Below are 19,703 nucleotides of genomic sequence, written 5' to 3' on the forward strand. Positions count from 1 at the left end.
CCGACCCAAGCGAAGGGACCTAAATCTGGCCCCTTAATCTCTAATGAATTAAGTAAATTCAATTCATATGAGATGCTTCGACTCCGCTCAGCATGACAATTTCTGTAAAGCTGTGTTTCTACAAAGTCTTCATGATCTCTTCCAGCCCTGCTGTATATTCATTCAGAATATCTGCCAGCAAATCAATCTGCTCCTGGGCCAATTCATAATTTCTTTGCTCAATGGCTTCACGCACTCCCGGCAAAGTCTTTACACCATAACCTGTATAGAATCCCGGTGCATAAATATGATGGCGGAACCATGAACGACCCGGCAAACCTTTCTCACGAGTCAAAGCTCTCTCCATGCGAAACAGTTGATCATTTACCTTTTCAGTTATTGCTTTATTACTACTCCCTTTTATCAGGGCTTTATCAATTTCTGCTGATTTCATTTTTAGTTGGGAAACGGCATTTTGCAAGGGAGCAAAATTGAGGAAAGGCACTTCTGCTTTGGTTTCCGGCACCACCCAATTTTCACGAGGGTCCGCTGTCATTTTATACATCCCTTTTTCAATCAGCATATTTTCATGACGGGTATCCTTCCGCATTTTTTCTGTGCCTTTCATGATATCACTTAGGTAGCCATCGATGGTTTTGGATAAAGCAGTAAATCGGAAAGGAAGAATATCTGCTTCTGAAAAACGAAGACTAGCCCTACCACATACTTCTGTCAAGGTTTGGAGATAGTGGAAACCCGGATTTTTGAATCGCTTGTAATGGTAATAGGTATCATAAATGGTGTGGTATTCTCCCCCCCCATTTTCTCCTCCAAAACCCAGATTCATGGCTGGTATACCCAAATGCTGAATAAAAGGCGTATAATCCGACCCTGATCCTAAAGCAGATAAGGGAAATTCTCCAAAATTTGTATTGCCTTGCACAGCTGCCAAAGCTTTTCTTCGATCATAAACCGACTGCTGAGTTTGCGGATCGATCACATCTCGTGTGATCTGATCAAACCAGCTCTGCAAGCTATGCGAACCACCCCCGAAGAGAAAACCTCTTCCGCTTCCATCGGTATTGATGTAGATAACTGCTTTTTGCTTCAGCTCCTCTGCATGATCTTCTACCCATTCCGTCGATCCCAAGAGTCCGGGTTCTTCAGCATCCCACCCACAATAGACCAGGGTGCGTTTGGGTCTCCAGCCCGTTTTCGCCAGTTCTCCTACCGCTCTTGCCTCCTCCATCAAGGCGATCATACCACTGATAGGATCATTCGCTCCATGTACCCAGGCATCATGATGATTCCCACGGATTACCCACTGATCGGGATAGGTACTTCCTTTCATTTTGGCAATGACATTGTATGCAGGCTTAAGCTCCCAATTGAATTCGAGCTTCAGGCGAACCTTTGCTGGCCCAGGACCAATATGGTAAGTGATAGGCAATCCACCTCGCCAATTCCCGGGAGCGACGGGTCCTTCCAGAGCTTCCAGCAAAGGTTGAGCATCTGAATAAGAAATCGGAAGAACAGGAATCTGTGTCAGGGTAGGTGCATCTTCCTTATCAATGCGTTTGGCATCTTTGGTAGCTCCATATCCGGGAGTAAGGGGATCACCGGGATAAAGCGGCATATCCAGTACGGAACCTCTCTGCACCCCAAATTCGCTTTTATAGGCCCCCTTTGGATACACATCTCCCTGTACAAAACCATCATCTTTGGGATCGGAATAAATGATACATCCTATCGCTCCTTTTTCAGCTGCGACTTTGGGTTTGATTCCCCGCCAGCTACCGTAATATTTGGCAATGACAATTTTCCCTTTCACATCTATCCCCCGCTTTTCCAGTTCTTCATAATCCGCGGGTACTCCATAGTTCACATATACCAGTTCGGCCGTAACATCTCCATCCACAGAAAAGCAATTATAAGAGGGCAGTATTTCTTTGGCCTGATCAGAAGAAGGATCCCCTTCTACCGGAGGTTCAGTGAGTCCGGCTTTGTAGGTTCCGGGAGAAAGTAACTCCAGCAATCTCACTTTGGGTGTAGGAAAGAGTACCTGATATTCTTCCAATTCTGCCTCAAAGCCCCAGCTTCGAAATTTGTCCACCATAAAATCTGCCACTTTTTTTCCATAAGGCGAACCTACATGGTGAGGTCGGGCAGACATGTATTTCATCCACTCATCATAATTCTCAATATTGATGTTAGCATCAAAGTCCTTTTCCAGTTGTTTTTGGCTTTTGGCATTCTCTGCGGTGAAGCCTATGAGATTTTGTGCAGAAAGTTGAGAAAAGAGGAATCCACTCAGGAGAAAGATTCCCAGTAGCGTAGTTTTATGCATTGTTCGGATTTTTGATTAGGTTAATTTCTATCTGAATATAATCAATCGTTGAGATTCATGTGGAAAAGCTCGGACATAGATCCGAAAATATTTTATCCCTCTATACTACTACTCTTTCTGGTTTCTATTCCCTTGTTGATCTGGCCTGAGCAAAGTTTTGTATACCTGGATTCGCTAAAAGTCTGGATCGAGAATTACTTCGGCCTAGGCTATATCTGGCTGGCCATAGCGGTTTTAATCTTTGTGGCCTATCTGTCTTATGGAGAAAAGGGAAAACTCAGATTAGGGAAAATGAAACCTCGTTATTCTGATTACAGTTGGGCATCTATGCTCTTTTGTGCGGGAGTAGCTACGGGTATTCTTTATTGGGGGATTATCGAATGGGCCTATTACTATGACTTACCTCCTTTGGGGGTGGAAGCCAGGTCTACAAAAGCTATTGAATGGGCGGCAACTTATGGCATGTTTCATTGGGGAGTTTTGGGCTGGGCATTTTATGCATTGCCGGGAGTCGCGATTGGCTATTTCTATTATGTTCGAAAGATTCCTCGCTTGAGGATGAGTACCGCTTGCGCTGAGGTATTGGGAGATAAAAGAGAAGGCTGGCTGGGAAAAAGCATGGATACCTTTTTTATGATAGGGCTTTTGGGGGCTTCCGGGACTTCTCTCGGGCTGGGAACGCCTATGGTCGCTTCAGGTTTGGCAGAAATCCTGGGCATGGAGGAAAGTTTCTTTTTTCAGGTCATTGTTATCTGTTTTTGCACCCTCATTTTTGCTACTTCAGTATCTCTGGGTTTGGATAAAGGGATCAAAAGATTGAGCAATTTCAATACAGCTTTTGCCTTCATCTTCCTCACCTTCATTCTCATTGCTGGTCCTGGTGCTTTTATTCTGAAAATGACGACCAATAGTGTCGGGCTCATGCTCCAAAATTTCATCCGTATGAGTACCTGGACCGAGCCCCTGGCAAATACAAGATTTGTGGAAGATTGGTCAATATTCTATTGGGCCTGGTGGACAGCAGTCGGGCCTTTTATGGGGATTTTTATAGCCCGTATATCTGAAGGGAGAAGTATTCGGCAGATTATAGGAGGGACGATTCTCTTCGGTAGTCTGGGCTCTATCCTCTTTTTCGGGATTTTGGGGAATTATTCCTTGCATCAGGAATTGTCGGGGGGTGTTTCTTTGACGGAATACATAGCAGCTGGTCAGGCACCCCAGGGAATTATAGCCATTATTCAATCCCTCCCTTTTGGTAAATTTGTTTTGGTCTTGTTTTGCTTTATGGCTGTCGTTTTCATGGCGACCTCTTTTGATTCGACCTCCTATATCCTGGCCAGCAATTCCAGTCCTGATTTGAGCGAAAATGAGGAACCAGCCCGCTGGCATAGACTCTTTTGGGCAATTGCCCTGGTTTTGCTTCCCATAGCCCTGATGTGGGTAGGAGGATTGGATGCCCTGAAAACCATCGTTCTGATTTCGGCTTTGCCTTTGGTTCTTGTCTATGTCCTGATGATGATTTCTTTGCTTCGTGCGCTGAAAAAGTCGGAGCCTTAATTTCGATAAGGAACCGTTTCCCATTCATTCAATTCCGGGTATCCATATTGTTTCACATAGCTAAGACCAGGGAGAAATTCATCTCTGTACGCTTTTAGTTTTTGGCTGAGCAAATCATCCAATTTATCGACCAGCTCCTGATGCTCACTTTCGCCTACCAAATTGTGAAGCTGATAGGGATCTTCATGATTGTCAAATAACAACCAGGGGCCTTCCAAATCACGGGCAAACGTATATCTTAGGGTTCTCAATCCTCGATACTCCCTTCCTCCGTATTTTTGTCGGTTCCATTGGCCGAAAGGTTGTATGCAACTAATGACCGTAGCCGTATCAATCGGCCCTTCGCCACCTTTCATCAAATCCCCATAGTTATAGCCCTCCACGAAGTCCGGCACATCAACTCCAGCCAGGCCCAAAAGGCTAGGCATAATATCCTCCGAATTGAACAATGCTTTATACTCCCCTACTTCTATTCCGGGTCCAGCAATCAACATTGGAACTCGTATAGATTCCTCATAGGCTTGTTGTTTTTTATAGGCATCCTGAGAACCAATCAGATCTCCATGATCTGAAGTAAAAAGTACATAGGTATCTTTATCCAGTCCGTTTTCTTTGAGGGTTTGCAGAATCTCCTGAAGCATATCATCGATGGCCGTACAATGGGCATAATATCCAGCAAGGTCTTTGCGCGCCTTTCCCTGGCGAGATTCCGGGACATTGGGACGTAGGATGATTTCTGCTGAATCATACAAAGCTCTGTAGGACTCTGGAGCAGTATGATAAGGCGCATGCGGAGTTCCCCAGGAAAGCATCAGAAAGAAGGGGACTTCTGAATGAGCCTGGTCTTTTAAAAATGCTTGAGCATCCTTTGTTTGGGAAAAAGTGTCGTAACCTTCCCAAAATTTCTTTTCAGGATCATCTCCCTCATAGTAGGCCGATTTATTATAGTTGTGGGTGCATTCCAATGCCTTCCAGTACTGGAATCCTTGTCGTCGGGCTCCAGGTGGGATAAAATCACTTCTACCCATTCCATCCAGATGCCATTTGCCGATGTATCCGGTTTTGTATCCTTCCTTTGCCAATACTTCAGCCAGGCTTACAGCATTGGTATCGAGTTGCACATCATTCATAAAAATGCCATTGGTGAGGGAGCGCTGACCCGTGAGGAGAGATGCCCGATGAGGCGTACAAACCGGCATACCAGAAACGGCCAGGGGGAAATTTGCACTCCGAGCAGCAAAAGCATCAAAATTGGGGGTTTTGACATTGGGATCACCCGCATAGCCAAAAGCCTGTGCCCTCCATTGATCTGCATGAAGAATCAGAATATTGGGCGCTTTCTTTTGGGGAGCTTGCTGGCATGCAAACATTCCCAGAATTAGGAAAAGGAAAGACAGCTTTTTCATAGTGTATAATTGAGCGGACCATTTTCTTAAGCAAAAACAAAGGTCATTTCGAGCCTTGGATGCGAGCTGGATGCTGCGCCGTGAAAGCTTGTATTGAGCCAAGCATAAGTACAAGGTCTCTCAGTACTGCAAGCCATACACTAGCCAAACTTCGAGATGACGGGGAGATTGAACTCAGCTGAATTGAAGGAAAACCAATCCCATCAAGCCAACAAAGAGCACATAGTAGAGCGTAGGAATGATGGTTTTGCGCAGAATATTCCCTTCCTGCCCCAGCAGACCCACAGTTGCAGAAGCCGCTACCACATTGTGTATGGCAATCATATTTCCCGCAGCCGCTCCTACTGCTTGCATCGCAACAATAATATTACTTGGCATAGCCAGCCTTTCGGCTACCCCAAACTGAAACAAACTAAACATGAGATTACTGACGGTATTACTTCCCGCTATAAAAGCTCCCAAGGCACCAATTGAAGGAGCAAATAGGGGATAAATAGCCCCTACACTAGCCGCAACCCATTCTGCCATTGCTATCGGCATGGCGGGTAGCTCTGAAGCATTGAGGCCGGAGTTTATATAAATCCGAACCATAGGCACGGTAAATACAAGGACAAATCCTGCTCCCAGCAACATCTTTGCACTTTCGCCCAAAGCCTTCTTGAAATCCTCTGCAGACATCTTATGCAGGTAATAGGTAATAATACAGACGACCACCAAAATGGCCCCTGGCAGGTAAAGCGGAGCCGTAGCAGCATTTATTCCTGTTCCCAATATGCCTTCCCAGCTAATTTTGAGATTGGAGAGGAAAGCTTTGATCGGCAATTGCGAAAGCCGAGTTAAAACCAGCAATAGACCTACCAGCACATAGGGAATCCAGGCCTGGAGCAAAGTCGGATCCTTTCCCTGATTTTCATTTCCCAAACTGATGTCAATTTTTCCAAACCAATCCCCAGCCCAATCCTGTTTGGGAGGAAAATCCCAACTTTCTTTCGGCAATAAAAATCCTCGTCTGGCTGCGAAGGTTACAATCAATAAGCCAATAGGTGCGCCAAGTAAGGAGGGGAATTCGGGTCCCAGGAAGAGCCCATTTAGCAAATAAGGAATGGTGAAAGCCAAGCCTCCGAACAGGGCAAAAGGAAAAATCTGTAGGCCTTCTTTCCAGGATTTATTGGCCCCGAAAAAACGGGTCATAACTGATACCATAAATAATGGCATCAGCGTTCCGGCTATGGCGTGGAAGATGGCAATATTTCCAGTTATGAGTTGGAGATATTCGGGGAAAGAAGAACCGGCTGCTACTAAATCAGCTTCCAGGCCTTCACTAAACAAACCTCCTCTCAATCCAACCAATACCGGAGTTCCAACAGCTCCAAATGTTACAGCTGTACTTTGAACCATCATACCCATTACTACAGCAGCTAAAGCGGGAAAGCCTAAAGCGACCATTAAAGGAGCTACGATAGCCGCAGGTGTTCCAAATCCGGCGGCCCCTTCAATAAAGGAACCAAATAGCCAGGCGATGATTACGACTTGTACCCTTCTATCCGGACTGATGTCAGTAAATCCCTGTCGGATCACGCGTACAGCTCCCGAGTATTTGAGCACATTGAGCAGAAGGATAGCTCCAAAGATGATGAAGAGAATGTCGAAAGTGATGAAAAGTCCCTGTATGGTCGAGGCAGCTATATCTGTAAAGGAAAGTTCCCAGCCGAAAAAGGCAATGATTGCAGTCAGAACAAAGGCCAGGGGCATAACGGTTTTGGCAGGCATGCGAAATCCAACCAATAAGATGGCTGCAGCCAAAATGGGAAGTACGGCCAATAAGGCCAGCAAGGAGAGGCTCATGAGTAGTAGTTTGAATAAGAAGCTTGTGCTTCTTTTTTAAGGTATTGGAAAAATGGGAGATTTAAAAGTGATGCGATTCCCATCCCGAGCCAGGATAGAGGTCTGCCTGCTGAACTGAAGGATCTTCTAGCTTAGCCGAATCCAAATCGAGATGACAAACCTTTTATATTATCTCATCTATTTTCCCTCCTCTTTGAAAAAAACACCTGAGCATTCCTATCTTTGCAGCTATGTTAAAACAGAAGATCGATAGAGGAGAAGCATTGTTCTTTGCAGGCATAGCAGCTGTGGCCTTTATCCTCTTTTTGGGGGCACCTCCCCTTTTTGATTGGGATGAGATCAATTTTGCTGAGTCGGCCCGTGAAATGATCGTTACCGGCGATTACTTTCAGGTGCAGATCAATTATCAGCCCTTTTGGGAAAAGCCGCCTTTATTCTTCTGGCTGCAAGTACTTTCCATGAAGCTTTTTGGCATCAATGAATTTGCTGCACGTTTCCCCAATGCGCTTATAGGAATCATTACCATTGTCGCACTTTATTATCATGGAACCAAACTCAAAGATCGACTATTTGGTAAGCTCCTGACCGGCTTTTATCTGGCCACTCTTCTACCAGTAGCGTATTTCAAATCGGGAATCATCGATCCCACCTTCAATTTTCTGATCTTTTTGGGACTGATACAGATCTTCTATTTTGAACAAATCAGAAAAAGCGATCCCGATAATGAAGACAATAAACAAAGACCCTGGGGAGCAGGATTCTGGATTGGATTGGCGACTTTGACAAAAGGGCCAGTTGCACTGCTGGTTGCAGGGCTCGCTTATGGCGTATACAAAGCCATTTTCGATAAGTTTCGCATTCCGCTAATGGCGAGTCTCAAATTTTTTGCAGCCTGGTTGATTCTGGTTTTAGGTTGGTATGGATTGGAAACCTTTGTTCACGGCCCCAACTTTATAACCGAATTCATTGAATATCAAATCGAGCTTTTTAGTCAGGACGTAGCGGGCCATGCACAGCCATTCTATTACCATTTCCTCGTCTTTTGTTTGGGTTGCTTCCCTATGTCAGCTTTTGCTTTCAGGGGTATGTTTATCAAACAGCAAACAGAATCAGACAAAGACCTTTGGGCCTTTATGTTGGTCTGGTTCTGGGTGGTCATGGTTCTCTTCTCAGTCGTTACTACCAAGATCGTTCACTATTCTTCCCTTCTTTATTTCCCTGGATCCTTTCTGGCAGCTTTTTGTTTGCTAAGCTTTATCAAGGGGGAACAAAAACCCAAATGGGATACCTATCTTCTCTTAGGGATAGGAATAATTATTTGGGGCTTGATCCCAAGTATGATCAATTGGATCGAACGGAATCTGGACGCATGGGCAGCTGATGCAGACGAATTTACGGCAGCGCTGATGCGAGCAGACGTCTCCTGGACCGGTTGGGAATGGATGATAGGAGCCTTCTTCCTATTGGGATCCTTATTCGGGATAAGTCTCTTAATCCGTCAAAAATATATGCCTTTCCTGTGGACACAGGTTTTGGTCAGCCTCTTATTTATCAATCTCTTTTATAAAGTTGTAGTGCCCAAAATAAGCCTTTATTCACAGGGAGCCCCTCAGGAATTTTTTGAAGAGCGTGCGGGTGAGGATGCCTATTATATTACAGCTGGATATAAAAGCTATTTACCCTATTTTTATGGAGAGGTAAAACCGATCAGTAGAGAAGAGGCCCATGAGAAAGAATGGTTGATCAGTGGACCGGTCGATAAAACCGTCTATTTATCTGTCAAAAAGTCGCGCATTAACGATGCCTTCCATGAGAGATTCCGTAATTTCGAACTCCTGTATAGCAAGGGCGGCTTTTCTTTTTACCGGAGAAAGCCCAGTACTCCTTTACGAGCAGGAAAATAATTCCTACGTAGAAAAATATTGCGGATGAATTAATATTTTTACAATAGTTGCGACCCATATGAAATAAGGGTCTATCCAATAATAATACATGAGTTCCTCCCCAGACACAAGTCCTTCCAATGAACGCGACGAAGTCCTCCAGCGATTTCAGATGAGGCGTATCATTTGGCCTGTTCTCATTGGTGTCCTTGTTCTGATTTATACGATATACCGAATATCTAAAGAAGAAGTCAGTATTTCGGATCTGATGGCTCATACCACAGCCGGAAATGTTGCCGTTTGGATGCTGGCAGGTTTTGCCTGTATGGTGATGCGAGATTTGGGCTATATCATTCGGCTCTACCTGCTCTGTGATGGAAAGCTGACTTTTCGGGCAGCAATAGAAGTTACCCTGCTTTGGGAGTTTGTATCCGCACTTTCGCCCTCAGTAGTTGGAGGATCTCCCGTTGCTATATGGATGTTGATGAAAGAAAAAATATCTGTAGGTCGTGGCACGGCAATCATTTTCATCACCATTTTCCTTGACGAGATTTTCTATTTACTCATGCTCCCTACCGTTCTGTTAAGTGTAGGTTCTGAAGTGGTTTTCAGGCCTGTCATAGAAGGGAGTGGTGCTATAGGGACCGGTTTCTATACCAGTTTTTGGATCGCTTACGTAGTCATATTCCTCTATACCGTATTTCTCGCCTTCGCTATTTTCATTCGTCCACAAGGAACCAAAAAGGTTTTCAAAAAACTCTTTAAGACCAAACTCTTGAAAAGATGGGAAGAGAAAGGGAATAAGATGGCCGATGATTTGGAGGTGGCTTCCAGGGAATTCAGGCATAAAGGGATCGTATATTGGCTGAAAGCGAGTGCAGCGACCATTATGTCCTGGACGGGAAGATATCTCGTCCTCAATTGTGTCCTGTCAGCCTTTACCAATCTAAGTCTTTATGAGCATACAGTAGCTTTCGCCCGACAAGCCATCATGTTTGTCCTTATGCTGGTTTCCCCTACTCCCGGGAGTGCTGGCATAGCAGAAACAGCCTTTGAAGTACTCTTCTCAGAGTTCACCCCTGTCGGACTGGCACTTGCCTTGGCGATCGTCTGGCGCTTTATCACCTATTATCCCTATGTCTTTATCGGGATCCCCTTGTTACCTCGTTGGGTTTCCAGAGTCTTCAAATAAAACGTATGGAAGTATTGGTCTATTGAGCCTGGAGCTTTGTTAGCTGGACGACGGATTATATGCATAGTAAAAAGTCATTTTTAAAAACCTCGATCGGCACGTAAATTTGCGAGCCACTTACAAACAAAACACAAGTAAATATTATGTCCGCATACGCAAAGGATGACCTTGTATTTAATAGCAATGAAGATCACAACCTCGAACTCCTGAGAAAGCTTAATGGAAAGCTTCAGAAAATTGCTCAGGGAGGAGGCGAACGTTCTGTTGCCAAACATAAGGCCAGAGGAAAAATGACTGCCCGTGAGCGTATTCAGGCACTGCTTGATGACAAGGAAGCTTTTCTCGAAATAGGAGCTTTAGCTGCAGATGGTATGTATGAGGAATACGGAGGTTGTCCATCTGCCGGAGTGGTAACGGGTATAGGCAGAGTGTCCGGAAAATTGTGCATGATCGTAGCCAATGATGCTACTGTAAAGGCCGGAGCCTGGTTTCCCATGGCTGGCAAAAAGAATCTTCGTGCCCAGGAAATTTCCATTGAGAATCATCTCCCCATCATTTATCTCGTAGATAGTGCTGGTGTTTTCCTACCCATGCAAGATGAGATTTTTCCAGATAAGGAAAACTTTGGAAGGATCTTCCGAAACAATGCTGTCATGAGCAGTATGGGAATCCCTCAAATAGCTGCAATCATGGGACCATGTGTTGCTGGAGGAGCCTATCTGCCAATCATGAGTGATGAAGCCCTGATCGTAGATGGAACGGGCTCTGTATTTCTGGCGGGTCCTTTCCTCGTAAAATCAGCCATTGGAGAAGATGTAGATATAGAAACCCTGGGAGGGGCAACCACCCATAGCGAAATCTCAGGAGTTACAGATTATAAAATGCCTGATGATGCGACTTGTCTGGAAACCATCCGTTCGCTGATTGCCAAACAAGGAGAAAAGCCCAGAGCAGGTTATAATCGGGTAAAGCCTATTTCCCCTAAATACCCAGAAAAAGAATTACTCGGTATCCTTCCCTCCGACCGCGCCAAACCCTATGATATGCGCAAACTGATAGAGCGTATGGTGGATAAGGATAGTATGGATGAATACAAAACCGATTATGGTCAGTCCATCATTTGTACCTATGCCCGAATTGATGGCTGGGCTGTAGGAATTGTCGCAAATCAGAGAAAAGTACTCAAATCTGCCAAAGGAGAAATGAAGTTTGGGGGGGTAATATATTCTGATTCGGCAGATAAGGCTGCCCGCTTTATCATGAACTGCAATCAGAAATTGATTCCTCTGGTTTTTCTACAAGATGTAACTGGTTTTATGGTAGGTTCCAGGTCCGAACATGGAGGGATCATCAAAGACGGGGCTAAAATGGTGAATGCTGTCTCTAATTCTGTTGTACCCAAGTTCACCTTCATAATAGGTAATTCCTATGGAGCTGGAAATTATGCCATGTGTGGAAAAGCGTATGATCCTCGCCTGATTTTTGCATGGCCATCAGCAAGGATCGCCGTAATGGGAGGGGCACAGGCAGCAAAAACACTCTTACAGATAGAAAAAGCATCAGCCAAGAAAAAAGGAGAAGAAATTTCGGCTGAAAAGGAAGCAGAGATGCTCAAAGTCATAACAGATAAGTATGATGCACAAACTTCCCCCTATTATGGTGCAGCCCGATTATGGGTGGATGGAATCATAGATCCCAGACGGACGAGAGAGATCATTTCGACCGGAATTGAGATGGCAAGTCTAAATCCTGACATTCCCGCATTTAATCCGGGAGTAATTCAAACTTGATTTGCAATTTTACGTTTAACACTTTTAGGGTTAATCCGGTTAATTTATGAGGGATGACCCAATGTTCTTGATGAAAAATGTGCGGGTAAACCCATTAATTTTGCAGTGAAGAAATGAAGGAAACGGAATTTAAGGCACTCATAAGCTTACTTGAAGACGACGATCCGACTATCGGAAAACATATAGAGGGGAAATTGTTGTCTTTGGGGGAAGGTATTATCCCTCGGCTAGAAGCAGCCTGGGAGGAAGAAGCAGACACAGATATCCAGCAAAGGCTGGAAGACATTATATACCTGATCCAGAGTAAAGGAACCATTGAAGAATTACAGGCATGGATGGAAGAAGATGATCCTTCCCTTTTGAAAGCCTGGTTCCTTATTTCCCAATACCAATATCCGGAACTCGACTATGAAGAGTTTCGTCATCATATCAGCAGACTCAGCAATCGGATTTGGTTGCGGATCAGGACGCAAATGAATATTCCTGAGAAACTTGTATTGGTGAAAAACATGCTTTTTAAAGATGAAGCCTATGTTCCCAATCGCAAGCGGGTCTATGATATCCAAAACTATCTCATCAATGGTTTCTTCGAAACCAAAAAAGGAGGTCCCATCTCTTTGGGAATCCTTTACCTGATCTTATGTGAAGAATTGGAGATTCCTATCAATGGAATCATCCTTCCCGGATACTTTGTACTAAGATATAAAGATGAGAAAAATGAATTCTTTGTAGATGTCTTTAATAAAGGGGCTTTCTTTAAAAGGGAAGACCTCAAGCGCTTTCTCAAGGAAGTAAATGCTGATGACTCCAGTAAATACTATGAGCCCAGCACCAAAAAGGACATCATCCTGAATTTAATCAAAACGCTAACAGAGATTTCAAAAAGGAAAAAGAAATCTGAACAGGCAGAAGCCTGGAACAGTCTCCTGAGAAATCTCCAGATTGATTAGCCTAAACATTCTTTCTCTTGAGCTCGCAGTAGAAAACATACAGCTCATAAAAACTACCTTGTATCTCTTATAGAATAAGGAGATATTGGTATGCCGAATCAGGATTAGGACATGTGCATGAAGAACTCCCTGCTTATTGTTTCCTTGCTGCTATTTTCCTCTTTTGTTTCTGCTCAAATTGGCTTTGGGGATTCGACCCATCTTTTGCCTAGTGCTCCCAATTACAGTGGCGTTTGTATAGGTATAGCAGACATGAATGCAGATCGTAAAGACGATATCATTCACCTGCAAAACGGCACCATCCTCTACATAGAGTATCAGAACAAAAAAAATGAAGAATTTATCAGCGAACGCATTGATACAGTCAGTGAGGAAAGTGAGTGGGCCCTCTGTATTGCGGACGTAGATAACAATGGATTCAATGACATCCTGGTAGGTGGGCAGTATGATGGTTTGAAATTGTACAAAGGCAATGTGGCCAAATCATTCGAAAAGTCTCTGCTTCCCCTCGATTTACTGGAACTCTTCGCACAAGGAACAAATTTCGCAGACATAAATAATGACGGTTGGTTGGATGTCTTTTCTTGCCATGATGAGGCAGACAATCAAAAGTTTCGAAACCTCGGAAATGGCAGCTTTATACATGATAATAGCTTAGTCAATACAGTTACTGCCATCCCCAGTGATAATTCCGGTAATTATTCTTCGATCTGGACCGACTATGACAACGATGGTGATCTGGATATGTACCTCTCTAAATGTCGCCAGGGAGTAACTTCTGATACAGACCCTCGGAGGGTAAATATGCTCTTGCAAAATGATGGCAATAATAACTTTACGGAAGTAGCTGCTGCTGCTGGATTAGCAATAGGTGCCCAAAGTTGGGCTGCTGATTTCGCGGATATAGATAATGATGGCGACCTCGATGTTTTTGTCATCAATCATTTTGATGATAGCCAGCTCCTTGAAAACAATGGGGACGGAACCTTTACTGATATCAGTAGTTCTTCCGGTTTTTTCCCGACACTCAGAGGAGTATTTGGTGTGCAGGCTATTTTTCGAGACTTTGATAATGACGGTTTTGTTGATCTTCTATTCTCCGGGAATCAACATCATCTCTTCCTCAATAATGGAGACAAAAGCTTTGCTCATCAGGACAATCCTTTCACCGATACACAAATTGAATCTTTTGCTATTGGAGACCTGAATCAGGATGGTTTTCTGGATGTATATGCCGGCTATGCTTATTTCTTCACCGATCCCAGTCAAAGACCAGACAAGCTCTTTCTCAATGATGGCAACAACAATCACTTTCTCAATGTGATACTGGAAGGAGATAGCAGCAATAGAAGTGCAGTAGGCGCTCGGCTTTCTCTCTATGGCTCCTGGGGCGTACAAGTTCGCGAGTTGCGATCAGGGGAAGGCTATGGAATCATGAACAGCCTGACGCAGCATTTTGGTTTGGGACAAGCGACTAGTATCGATTCTCTGGTAGTAAACTGGCCTTCGGGGATAAAGGATAAAGTTAGCTTTCCAGCAATAGATCAAAGCTTAAGAGTGCTTGAAAACTCAACCAAGCCGATCAGTTACGACTTCTTTGTGGTACAAGAAAGTTTGGGGAATGCCAACGTTCTCTGGCAAACTTTCGATGAAAAGGATATCGATTTCTTTACAGTTCAAAGAAGCCGAGACAAAATCAGTTGGCAATCTCTCATAGATATCGGTGCCAAAGGAAATGCGAATAATCGAGCGAATTATTTCTTTCTGGATAAAGCCTCGCTTTCGGGCACTAGCTATTATCGCCTCAAACAAACCAATGAGAATGGCAATTTCTATTTCTCTGATACCCGTGAAATCACCCTGGATCCCAGAGAAAACGCCTGGATACTCGCACCTAATCCCGCTTCAACCCTTACAGAAGCCTATTCTCTCAATGGAGAATTATCAGATTTTCGATGGGAACTCTTGAGTCCGGATAGTAGGATTCTGGATGAAGGGGAAATTGGAGAAGCGGTAGATAGAGTAGAAATTGAACTAACAGGATTGAGTCCCGGTTATTATTTCGTGAGGATATATGCCCTGGATGAAAGTTGGACTCAGACTTTGATTCTTGTTAAGCCCTAAGGCATAGCCTATATTCTGATTTCCTTTTTTCCATATATGGTTTTGGCATTTTCTTCTTTTCCTTAGATAAATCCTTCATAAATTATTCAGGACGGGCATCGCAAAAATCAAGCTACTGCAAAGCCTTGGAGTGTTAGGGTGTTAGGGTGTTGGCGTTTGATCAAAATATAGACTCCATCCAACTACCAACTCCTACCCAAGCGCGATGGCCTGGCAGAGCCCATCGGGAGACGGGGCGGCTTGTGAGGCTGGATTTGGGCTCTGCGATTTTGGCTCCACCTTTTTAAAAAAGGTGGAAAAACAAGCCAAAACATAAAAAGAAAAAACCGAACTCTTTTCAGAGTCCGGCTTCTCATTTGGTTCAATTCTAATTATTCTTAACCCTGAACTCCCAAAGACTGTAGCGTCTGTAGGTTCAGGTTTCCTTGAGGTAGTTCTTTGTCTTTTTGGTACTGACGAAGAGCAGCCTGAGTTTGAACACCCATTACTCCGTCAACAGGACCAGGATTGTATCCTTTTCCCTGAAGAGCACGCTGAACGTCTCTTACGATAGTGGTGGTAGTTTTGGCAGCACAGAGAATCTCTGTCCACTCAGTATACCCACCTTTGGAGATCAATCTTTTTTCTTTTGAAGTTTTGTAAACCGCAGGGATTACAATTTCGCGCTTCTGAGCCGGAGTAACCAATACACGCTTCGATACTGTTTTGTACTCAGCAGGAATTTCTTCCGTTCTCACCGAAGCAGGAGTCTTAAGCACGCGCTTGGTGATAGTTTTGTAATCCGCAGGAATGTCAACGGTCTGTGTTTCTGCCGCTTTCACCAGTACTTGCTTTTGAACCGTGCGATAAACAGCAGGCTTTTCTTCCCAACAAAGGATGTAGCAATCTTCTGGATTATCAGAAAAACAGTTTTGGTCTTTCTTTTTGCGAACCCACTCACCACGGGGAGCTTCTACCATTTCACGATTCGAAGCTGTACGATATACTGCAGGAACTTCTACTACTTTGGTTGAGGCTTCTTTAACTACTACTTGTTCAGTCACGGTTTCATATACTGCAGGGACAGGAATCTGGCGAGTCGAGGCCTCTTTCACCAATACTCTTTCGGTGCGAGTCTCATAAACTGCAGGAATAATCTCATATTTTGAAGAGGCTTCCTTTACCAGTTCTTGTTTGTCTACGTATTCGTAGCGATCAGGCATCTTACATTTGGCAAAACACTTACCAAATTCTGGAGTTGGAGGAAGATCGTCAAATGGAATCTCCTCACTGGAGTTTTGTGCGAAGGAAAAGTTCATGACGCCCAAAACCATGATCAAGGTGTAAAAATATTTCACTGCTTTCATAAATGAATAATGCGTTAGTGATTTTTGGATTTGATGATATATAATTGAGATATTAAATACTTGCCAAAACAGTCCTCGTCCCTCTCCCGTAGGAGTTTGGAATAACCTTGGACTCATAAGCAAGGGCGTTAATCTGGAAATTAGCTGTGATTTGCCTTTAGGACATGAATTCCTAATTGAAGTCACAAGGCAAATCAGAAAAGTGACTTTTAGCGATTATTATCTCTAATATATACACACAAATAAATCTGCAATTCCTGTTATATTGCAACGAACTAGAAGCTTTTTTATGAAAAATATCAATATCAGCCTGATAATCACCGCAATTCTTTTGCCAAGCTTGCTTTTTGTAGGCTGTAAAGGCAAATCTCCTGAAGACCTTCCCAAGTATAAAAAACGTTTTCGGACACAAATTGCCAGTTTCGAAAACCAAAAAGAGAAAGCTGACGAAAGGGTGGAAGATGGAGTAAGTACCCTGACCGGAATCCAAAAAGCACTCGAAAATGCCAAGAATGTGGATGCCGAATTTGCCAAAGTCTATGGAAAATGGGAAAAGGTGGATAAAGAGGTAGAAGATCTCAATAAGGAATACGAAAAACTAAAATCTGATGCGGAAAACCTCTTCGCAGCCATGGAGCGACAAACCGCCAGTCTCAATGACGAGAAGGCGAGAACGGAATTAAACAGAGGAATAAAAACCAATAAGGATACCTATAATCAGACCCTGTCCAAGACTTCTGAAGCTATCGGAAAACTCCGGACCCTCCATGATGAGGCCAAGGATGTGATTAAGGCGCTGGAAGTAGCAGTAGCTTTGGGAGAGATTTCCGGAGTAAATGAAGGATTGAAAAGTATCCAGGACAAAGTCACAGTCATCATGGCTGACCTCAACGAAAGTATCAAAGAGAGTAAAGAAATGTATGAGCAAAAGATGGGCGGCGTCTAATTAAGCTCCATTTTTGCCAATAATTAGGGCAGCGGAATCTATCAAAGGTTCCTCTGCCCTTTGTTTTTTCCCACGTTTGCTAGAGAAAGATAGACGCTTATTCAAGGCAGGCAAACAAATACTATGAGTGGAACCGTAATTGAAGAGACCATTGTGAAGACAAACTCCCAATGTTTAACTCAAATACAGAAATTATGAAATTATCGAAGCTTTTATACTTATCCATTCTTCCCTTCCTGATCACTCCTTCACTGAATGCAAGTAAGGATAGTCAGGTCGAAACCAATGTTCAGTCTGTTTTCTTTGAAGAGTCTTTTGACCATGACAAAAACAAGAAACGCTCAAGAGCCTTGAGGGAATGTGAATCAGCAAACAGATATCTTGAAAAAGAGCTCTATGTCATGGAAGACAATTTGACCAGAACTCAAAGAAGGATGAAACGCATGCAAGCCAAAATCAGAGATTATGAGGCGCAGCTGGAATATTACCAGAAAAGAGCTCCCCGCCGACCAAGAGCTGCCGGTTATGGAGACGGTAGAAACAGAAGCCGAAACGGATATAAATACAGAAATTATTAGCATCCGTCCCTGAATTTGTGCAAAGCCCCACTTTCGCTAACTTGAAGTATGAAAATACTCCTGGTTGCAGCCACACCACCTGAGACAGCACAAATTCGAGAGCAATTAGGGATCGAAATGAAGCAGAGCCATATCGGGTCTGCTCATTTCGATCCTTATTTTATTGAAGTTTTGCACACAGGTATCGGTATGGTAAATACCGCCTTTCATCTCGGAAAATACTTCAGCCAGGAAAAACCGGATCTCGCTATAAACCTGGGGATCGCTGGAAGCTTTAGCAGAGATTTTGCGCTGGGAGAAGTAGTAGAAGTCGTAAGGGATCAATTCAGTGAACTAGGTGCAGAAGATGGAGAGGACTTTCTCGATCTGAAAGCCATGGGATTCCCTCTGTTTGAAAAAGGAGGCAAAAAATACTACAACAGCCTTTCCAATCCTCATAATTCTTCTTTGGGATTGAAAAAAGTTTCGGGAATTACCATCAATACTGTCCACGGCAATGAACAGTCCATAAAAAAATTACTCAAGCGCTATGAAGTAGTGGTAGAAAGCATGGAAGGCGCTGCTTTTTTTCAGGCCTGCCTGCAGGAAGAAGTGAAATTTTATGCCATTAGAAGCATTTCAAACTACGTTGAACGCAGGGATCGATCAAAATGGAATATTCCCCTCGCCTTATCTACGGTACAGAACTTGCTGTTTCAGATGTTCAGGGAATCAGTCCTTTAATTGGTTTATTCAGACAAATCGTATAGATTAGTAAAAAAACGACAACTTTTTATAAAGCAATGGCTTCCAATAAAAATTCCTCCAACATGAGAAACAGATTGATTCTTGTGGTCGCCGGTATGTTGGTTTTATCAGCACTTGCGTATTTTTCCATAAAGTATTTTTCAGAAAAAAGTGAGAACGAGAAGAAAGAGAATCGGATCGCAGAGCTAAGCACAGAGATTCTGGATCTGGAAGAAGATATCTTCGAGCTCAACAATGATCTGGAAGAAAAAGACATGGATCTGGCAGAGAAGGAAAAGAAGATTGATGAGAACAAAGCTCAGATCAAAGACCTCTTAGCCCGATTAAATACGGCCAAGCAAAAGGATAAAACTCAAACCGATAAAATCAGGGGTTATGAAACCCGATTGAAAGAGTTAGAAGGTTTATTGGAGAACTACGAGAACCAAATTGCCTTCTTGAAAGACCAGAATATGCTCCTGACGGGGCAAGTAGATAGCCTGCAGGTTACCCAAATCAAAATGCAGGAAGAATACCTTACCCTCAAAGCCAGCAATGACGATAACTTGGCTCAGTTGGAAGAGACGGTAAAGAAAGCCTCGGTACTTAAGGCAGCAAATTATCAATACTACAGCATCAGTAAAAAAGGCAAAGCAAAACTGGAAGCAGAGTTCAGAAGACGCTCTCTCAAGGATTTGCGCGTATGCGTAACCATCCTGGAAAACCAGGTAGCTGAGTCTGGTAGAAAAGACCTTTATCTGGTATTGGAAAATCCGGACGGTAGTCCGCTAACGAATTTCGGAGACGGATTTAGCGGTACATTTTTAGCCGAAGGAAGAGAAATTTCCTATAGCGCAAAAACCCTCATCGATTATAACAAAAGTTCCGCTCTGGCCTGTATAGACTTTAGCCCGGAAGTCAATATCAAATGGCAGAAAGGAGTTCAGAATGTCTACGTCTATACCGAAGGTAGAATGATTGGAAAGAGTAGCTTTTTGGTGAAATAGGAGATGTGTTATAGTGCGCCAGGGTTG

Annotated in this window: 14 protein-coding genes; 10 read left to right on the forward strand and 4 right to left on the reverse strand. The window is 43.6% G+C overall.

Features of this window, described 5'->3' with window-relative positions:
- Positions 1-118 precede the first annotated feature (118 nt).
- Positions 119-2,326, reverse strand: coding sequence for a transferrin receptor-like dimerization domain-containing protein (locus tag R8P61_19300; GenBank protein MDW3649223.1), 2,208 nt, complete (start codon positions 2,324-2,326; stop codon positions 119-121).
- Between the two features lie 57 nt (positions 2,327-2,383).
- Between R8P61_19300 and R8P61_19305 the strand changes: the two genes are divergently transcribed.
- Positions 2,384-3,883, forward strand: a complete 1,500-nt coding sequence (locus tag R8P61_19305) for a BCCT family transporter (GenBank protein ID MDW3649224.1) — start codon at positions 2,384-2,386, stop codon at positions 3,881-3,883.
- Here R8P61_19305 and R8P61_19310 read toward each other — a convergent pair.
- Positions 3,880-5,289, reverse strand: coding sequence for a sulfatase (locus R8P61_19310; GenBank protein ID MDW3649225.1), 1,410 nt, complete (start codon positions 5,287-5,289; stop codon positions 3,880-3,882). The two genes, R8P61_19305 and R8P61_19310, sit on opposite strands and share 4 nt — an antisense overlap.
- Before the next feature lie 174 nt (positions 5,290-5,463).
- On the reverse strand, positions 5,464-7,134 hold the full coding sequence (locus R8P61_19315; protein MDW3649226.1) for an L-lactate permease: 1,671 nt from the start codon (positions 7,132-7,134) through the stop codon (positions 5,464-5,466).
- 230 nt (positions 7,135-7,364) lie between these two features.
- On the opposite strand from R8P61_19315, the gene R8P61_19320 reads away from it, so the two are divergent.
- From R8P61_19320 to R8P61_19340, 5 genes are all read left to right on the forward strand, one after another.
- A complete protein-coding gene (locus R8P61_19320) occupies positions 7,365-9,038 on the forward strand; it encodes a glycosyltransferase family 39 protein (GenBank protein ID MDW3649227.1) in 1,674 nt (557 codons plus the stop codon).
- 88 nt (positions 9,039-9,126) lie between these two features.
- Positions 9,127-10,209 carry a lysylphosphatidylglycerol synthase transmembrane domain-containing protein gene (locus R8P61_19325; GenBank protein ID MDW3649228.1) on the forward strand — a complete coding sequence of 361 codons (1,083 nt, stop codon included), beginning with the start codon at positions 9,127-9,129 and terminating at the stop codon, positions 10,207-10,209.
- A 143-nt stretch (positions 10,210-10,352) separates the two neighbouring features.
- Positions 10,353-11,999, forward strand: coding sequence for a carboxyl transferase domain-containing protein (locus tag R8P61_19330; GenBank protein MDW3649229.1), 1,647 nt, complete (start codon positions 10,353-10,355; stop codon positions 11,997-11,999).
- Positions 12,000-12,112: 113 nt separating this feature from the next.
- Complete coding sequence (locus R8P61_19335) at positions 12,113-12,949, forward strand: transglutaminase-like domain-containing protein (GenBank protein MDW3649230.1); 837 nt, start codon at positions 12,113-12,115, stop codon at positions 12,947-12,949.
- A 117-nt stretch (positions 12,950-13,066) separates the two neighbouring features.
- Positions 13,067-15,073 carry a CRTAC1 family protein gene (locus R8P61_19340; protein ID MDW3649231.1) on the forward strand — a complete coding sequence of 669 codons (2,007 nt, stop codon included), beginning with the start codon at positions 13,067-13,069 and terminating at the stop codon, positions 15,071-15,073.
- Between the two features lie 377 nt (positions 15,074-15,450).
- Here R8P61_19340 and R8P61_19345 read toward each other — a convergent pair whose 3' ends face one another.
- Entirely contained in the window at positions 15,451-16,419 is a 969-nt protein-coding gene (locus tag R8P61_19345) for a peptidoglycan-binding domain-containing protein (GenBank protein ID MDW3649232.1), read from the reverse strand.
- Positions 16,420-16,708: 289 nt separating this feature from the next.
- Between R8P61_19345 and R8P61_19350 the strand changes: the two genes are divergently transcribed.
- The 4 genes from R8P61_19350 (at position 16,709) to R8P61_19365 (ending at position 19,676) form a co-directional block, all read left to right on the forward strand.
- Positions 16,709-17,365, forward strand: coding sequence for a DUF2959 family protein (locus R8P61_19350; GenBank protein ID MDW3649233.1), 657 nt, complete (start codon positions 16,709-16,711; stop codon positions 17,363-17,365).
- A 194-nt stretch (positions 17,366-17,559) separates the two neighbouring features.
- A complete protein-coding gene (locus R8P61_19355) occupies positions 17,560-17,943 on the forward strand; it encodes a hypothetical protein (protein ID MDW3649234.1) in 384 nt (127 codons plus the stop codon).
- Between the two features lie 48 nt (positions 17,944-17,991).
- Positions 17,992-18,666, forward strand: coding sequence for a futalosine hydrolase (gene mqnB / locus R8P61_19360; protein ID MDW3649235.1), 675 nt, complete (start codon positions 17,992-17,994; stop codon positions 18,664-18,666).
- Positions 18,667-18,752: 86 nt separating this feature from the next.
- Positions 18,753-19,676, forward strand: coding sequence for a hypothetical protein (locus R8P61_19365; protein ID MDW3649236.1), 924 nt, complete (start codon positions 18,753-18,755; stop codon positions 19,674-19,676).
- Positions 19,677-19,703 lie beyond the last annotated feature (27 nt).

This window comes from Bacteroidia bacterium (assembly GCA_033391075.1).
In the GTDB taxonomy this organism is placed as follows: domain Bacteria; phylum Bacteroidota; class Bacteroidia; order J057; family J057; genus JAWPMV01.

Excerpts from the sequence above, each read along its gene's own strand:
- R8P61_19300 (MDW3649223.1), bottom strand. The coding sequence starts at position 2,326 with ATGCATAAAACTACGCTACTGGGAATCTTTCTCCTGAGTGGATTCCTC.
- R8P61_19305 (MDW3649224.1), top strand. The coding sequence starts at position 2,384 with ATGTGGAAAAGCTCGGACATAGATCCGAAAATATTTTATCCCTCTATA.
- R8P61_19310 (MDW3649225.1), bottom strand. The coding sequence starts at position 5,289 with ATGAAAAAGCTGTCTTTCCTTTTCCTAATTCTGGGAATGTTTGCATGC.
- R8P61_19315 (MDW3649226.1), bottom strand. The coding sequence starts at position 7,134 with ATGAGCCTCTCCTTGCTGGCCTTATTGGCCGTACTTCCCATTTTGGCT.
- R8P61_19320 (MDW3649227.1), top strand. The coding sequence starts at position 7,365 with ATGTTAAAACAGAAGATCGATAGAGGAGAAGCATTGTTCTTTGCAGGC.
- R8P61_19325 (MDW3649228.1), top strand. The coding sequence starts at position 9,127 with ATGAGTTCCTCCCCAGACACAAGTCCTTCCAATGAACGCGACGAAGTC.
- R8P61_19330 (MDW3649229.1), top strand. The coding sequence starts at position 10,353 with ATGTCCGCATACGCAAAGGATGACCTTGTATTTAATAGCAATGAAGAT.
- R8P61_19335 (MDW3649230.1), top strand. The coding sequence starts at position 12,113 with ATGAAGGAAACGGAATTTAAGGCACTCATAAGCTTACTTGAAGACGAC.
- R8P61_19340 (MDW3649231.1), top strand. The coding sequence starts at position 13,067 with ATGAAGAACTCCCTGCTTATTGTTTCCTTGCTGCTATTTTCCTCTTTT.
- R8P61_19345 (MDW3649232.1), bottom strand. The coding sequence starts at position 16,419 with ATGAAAGCAGTGAAATATTTTTACACCTTGATCATGGTTTTGGGCGTC.
- R8P61_19350 (MDW3649233.1), top strand. The coding sequence starts at position 16,709 with ATGAAAAATATCAATATCAGCCTGATAATCACCGCAATTCTTTTGCCA.
- R8P61_19355 (MDW3649234.1), top strand. The coding sequence starts at position 17,560 with ATGAAATTATCGAAGCTTTTATACTTATCCATTCTTCCCTTCCTGATC.
- mqnB (MDW3649235.1), top strand. The coding sequence starts at position 17,992 with ATGAAAATACTCCTGGTTGCAGCCACACCACCTGAGACAGCACAAATT.
- R8P61_19365 (MDW3649236.1), top strand. The coding sequence starts at position 18,753 with ATGAGAAACAGATTGATTCTTGTGGTCGCCGGTATGTTGGTTTTATCA.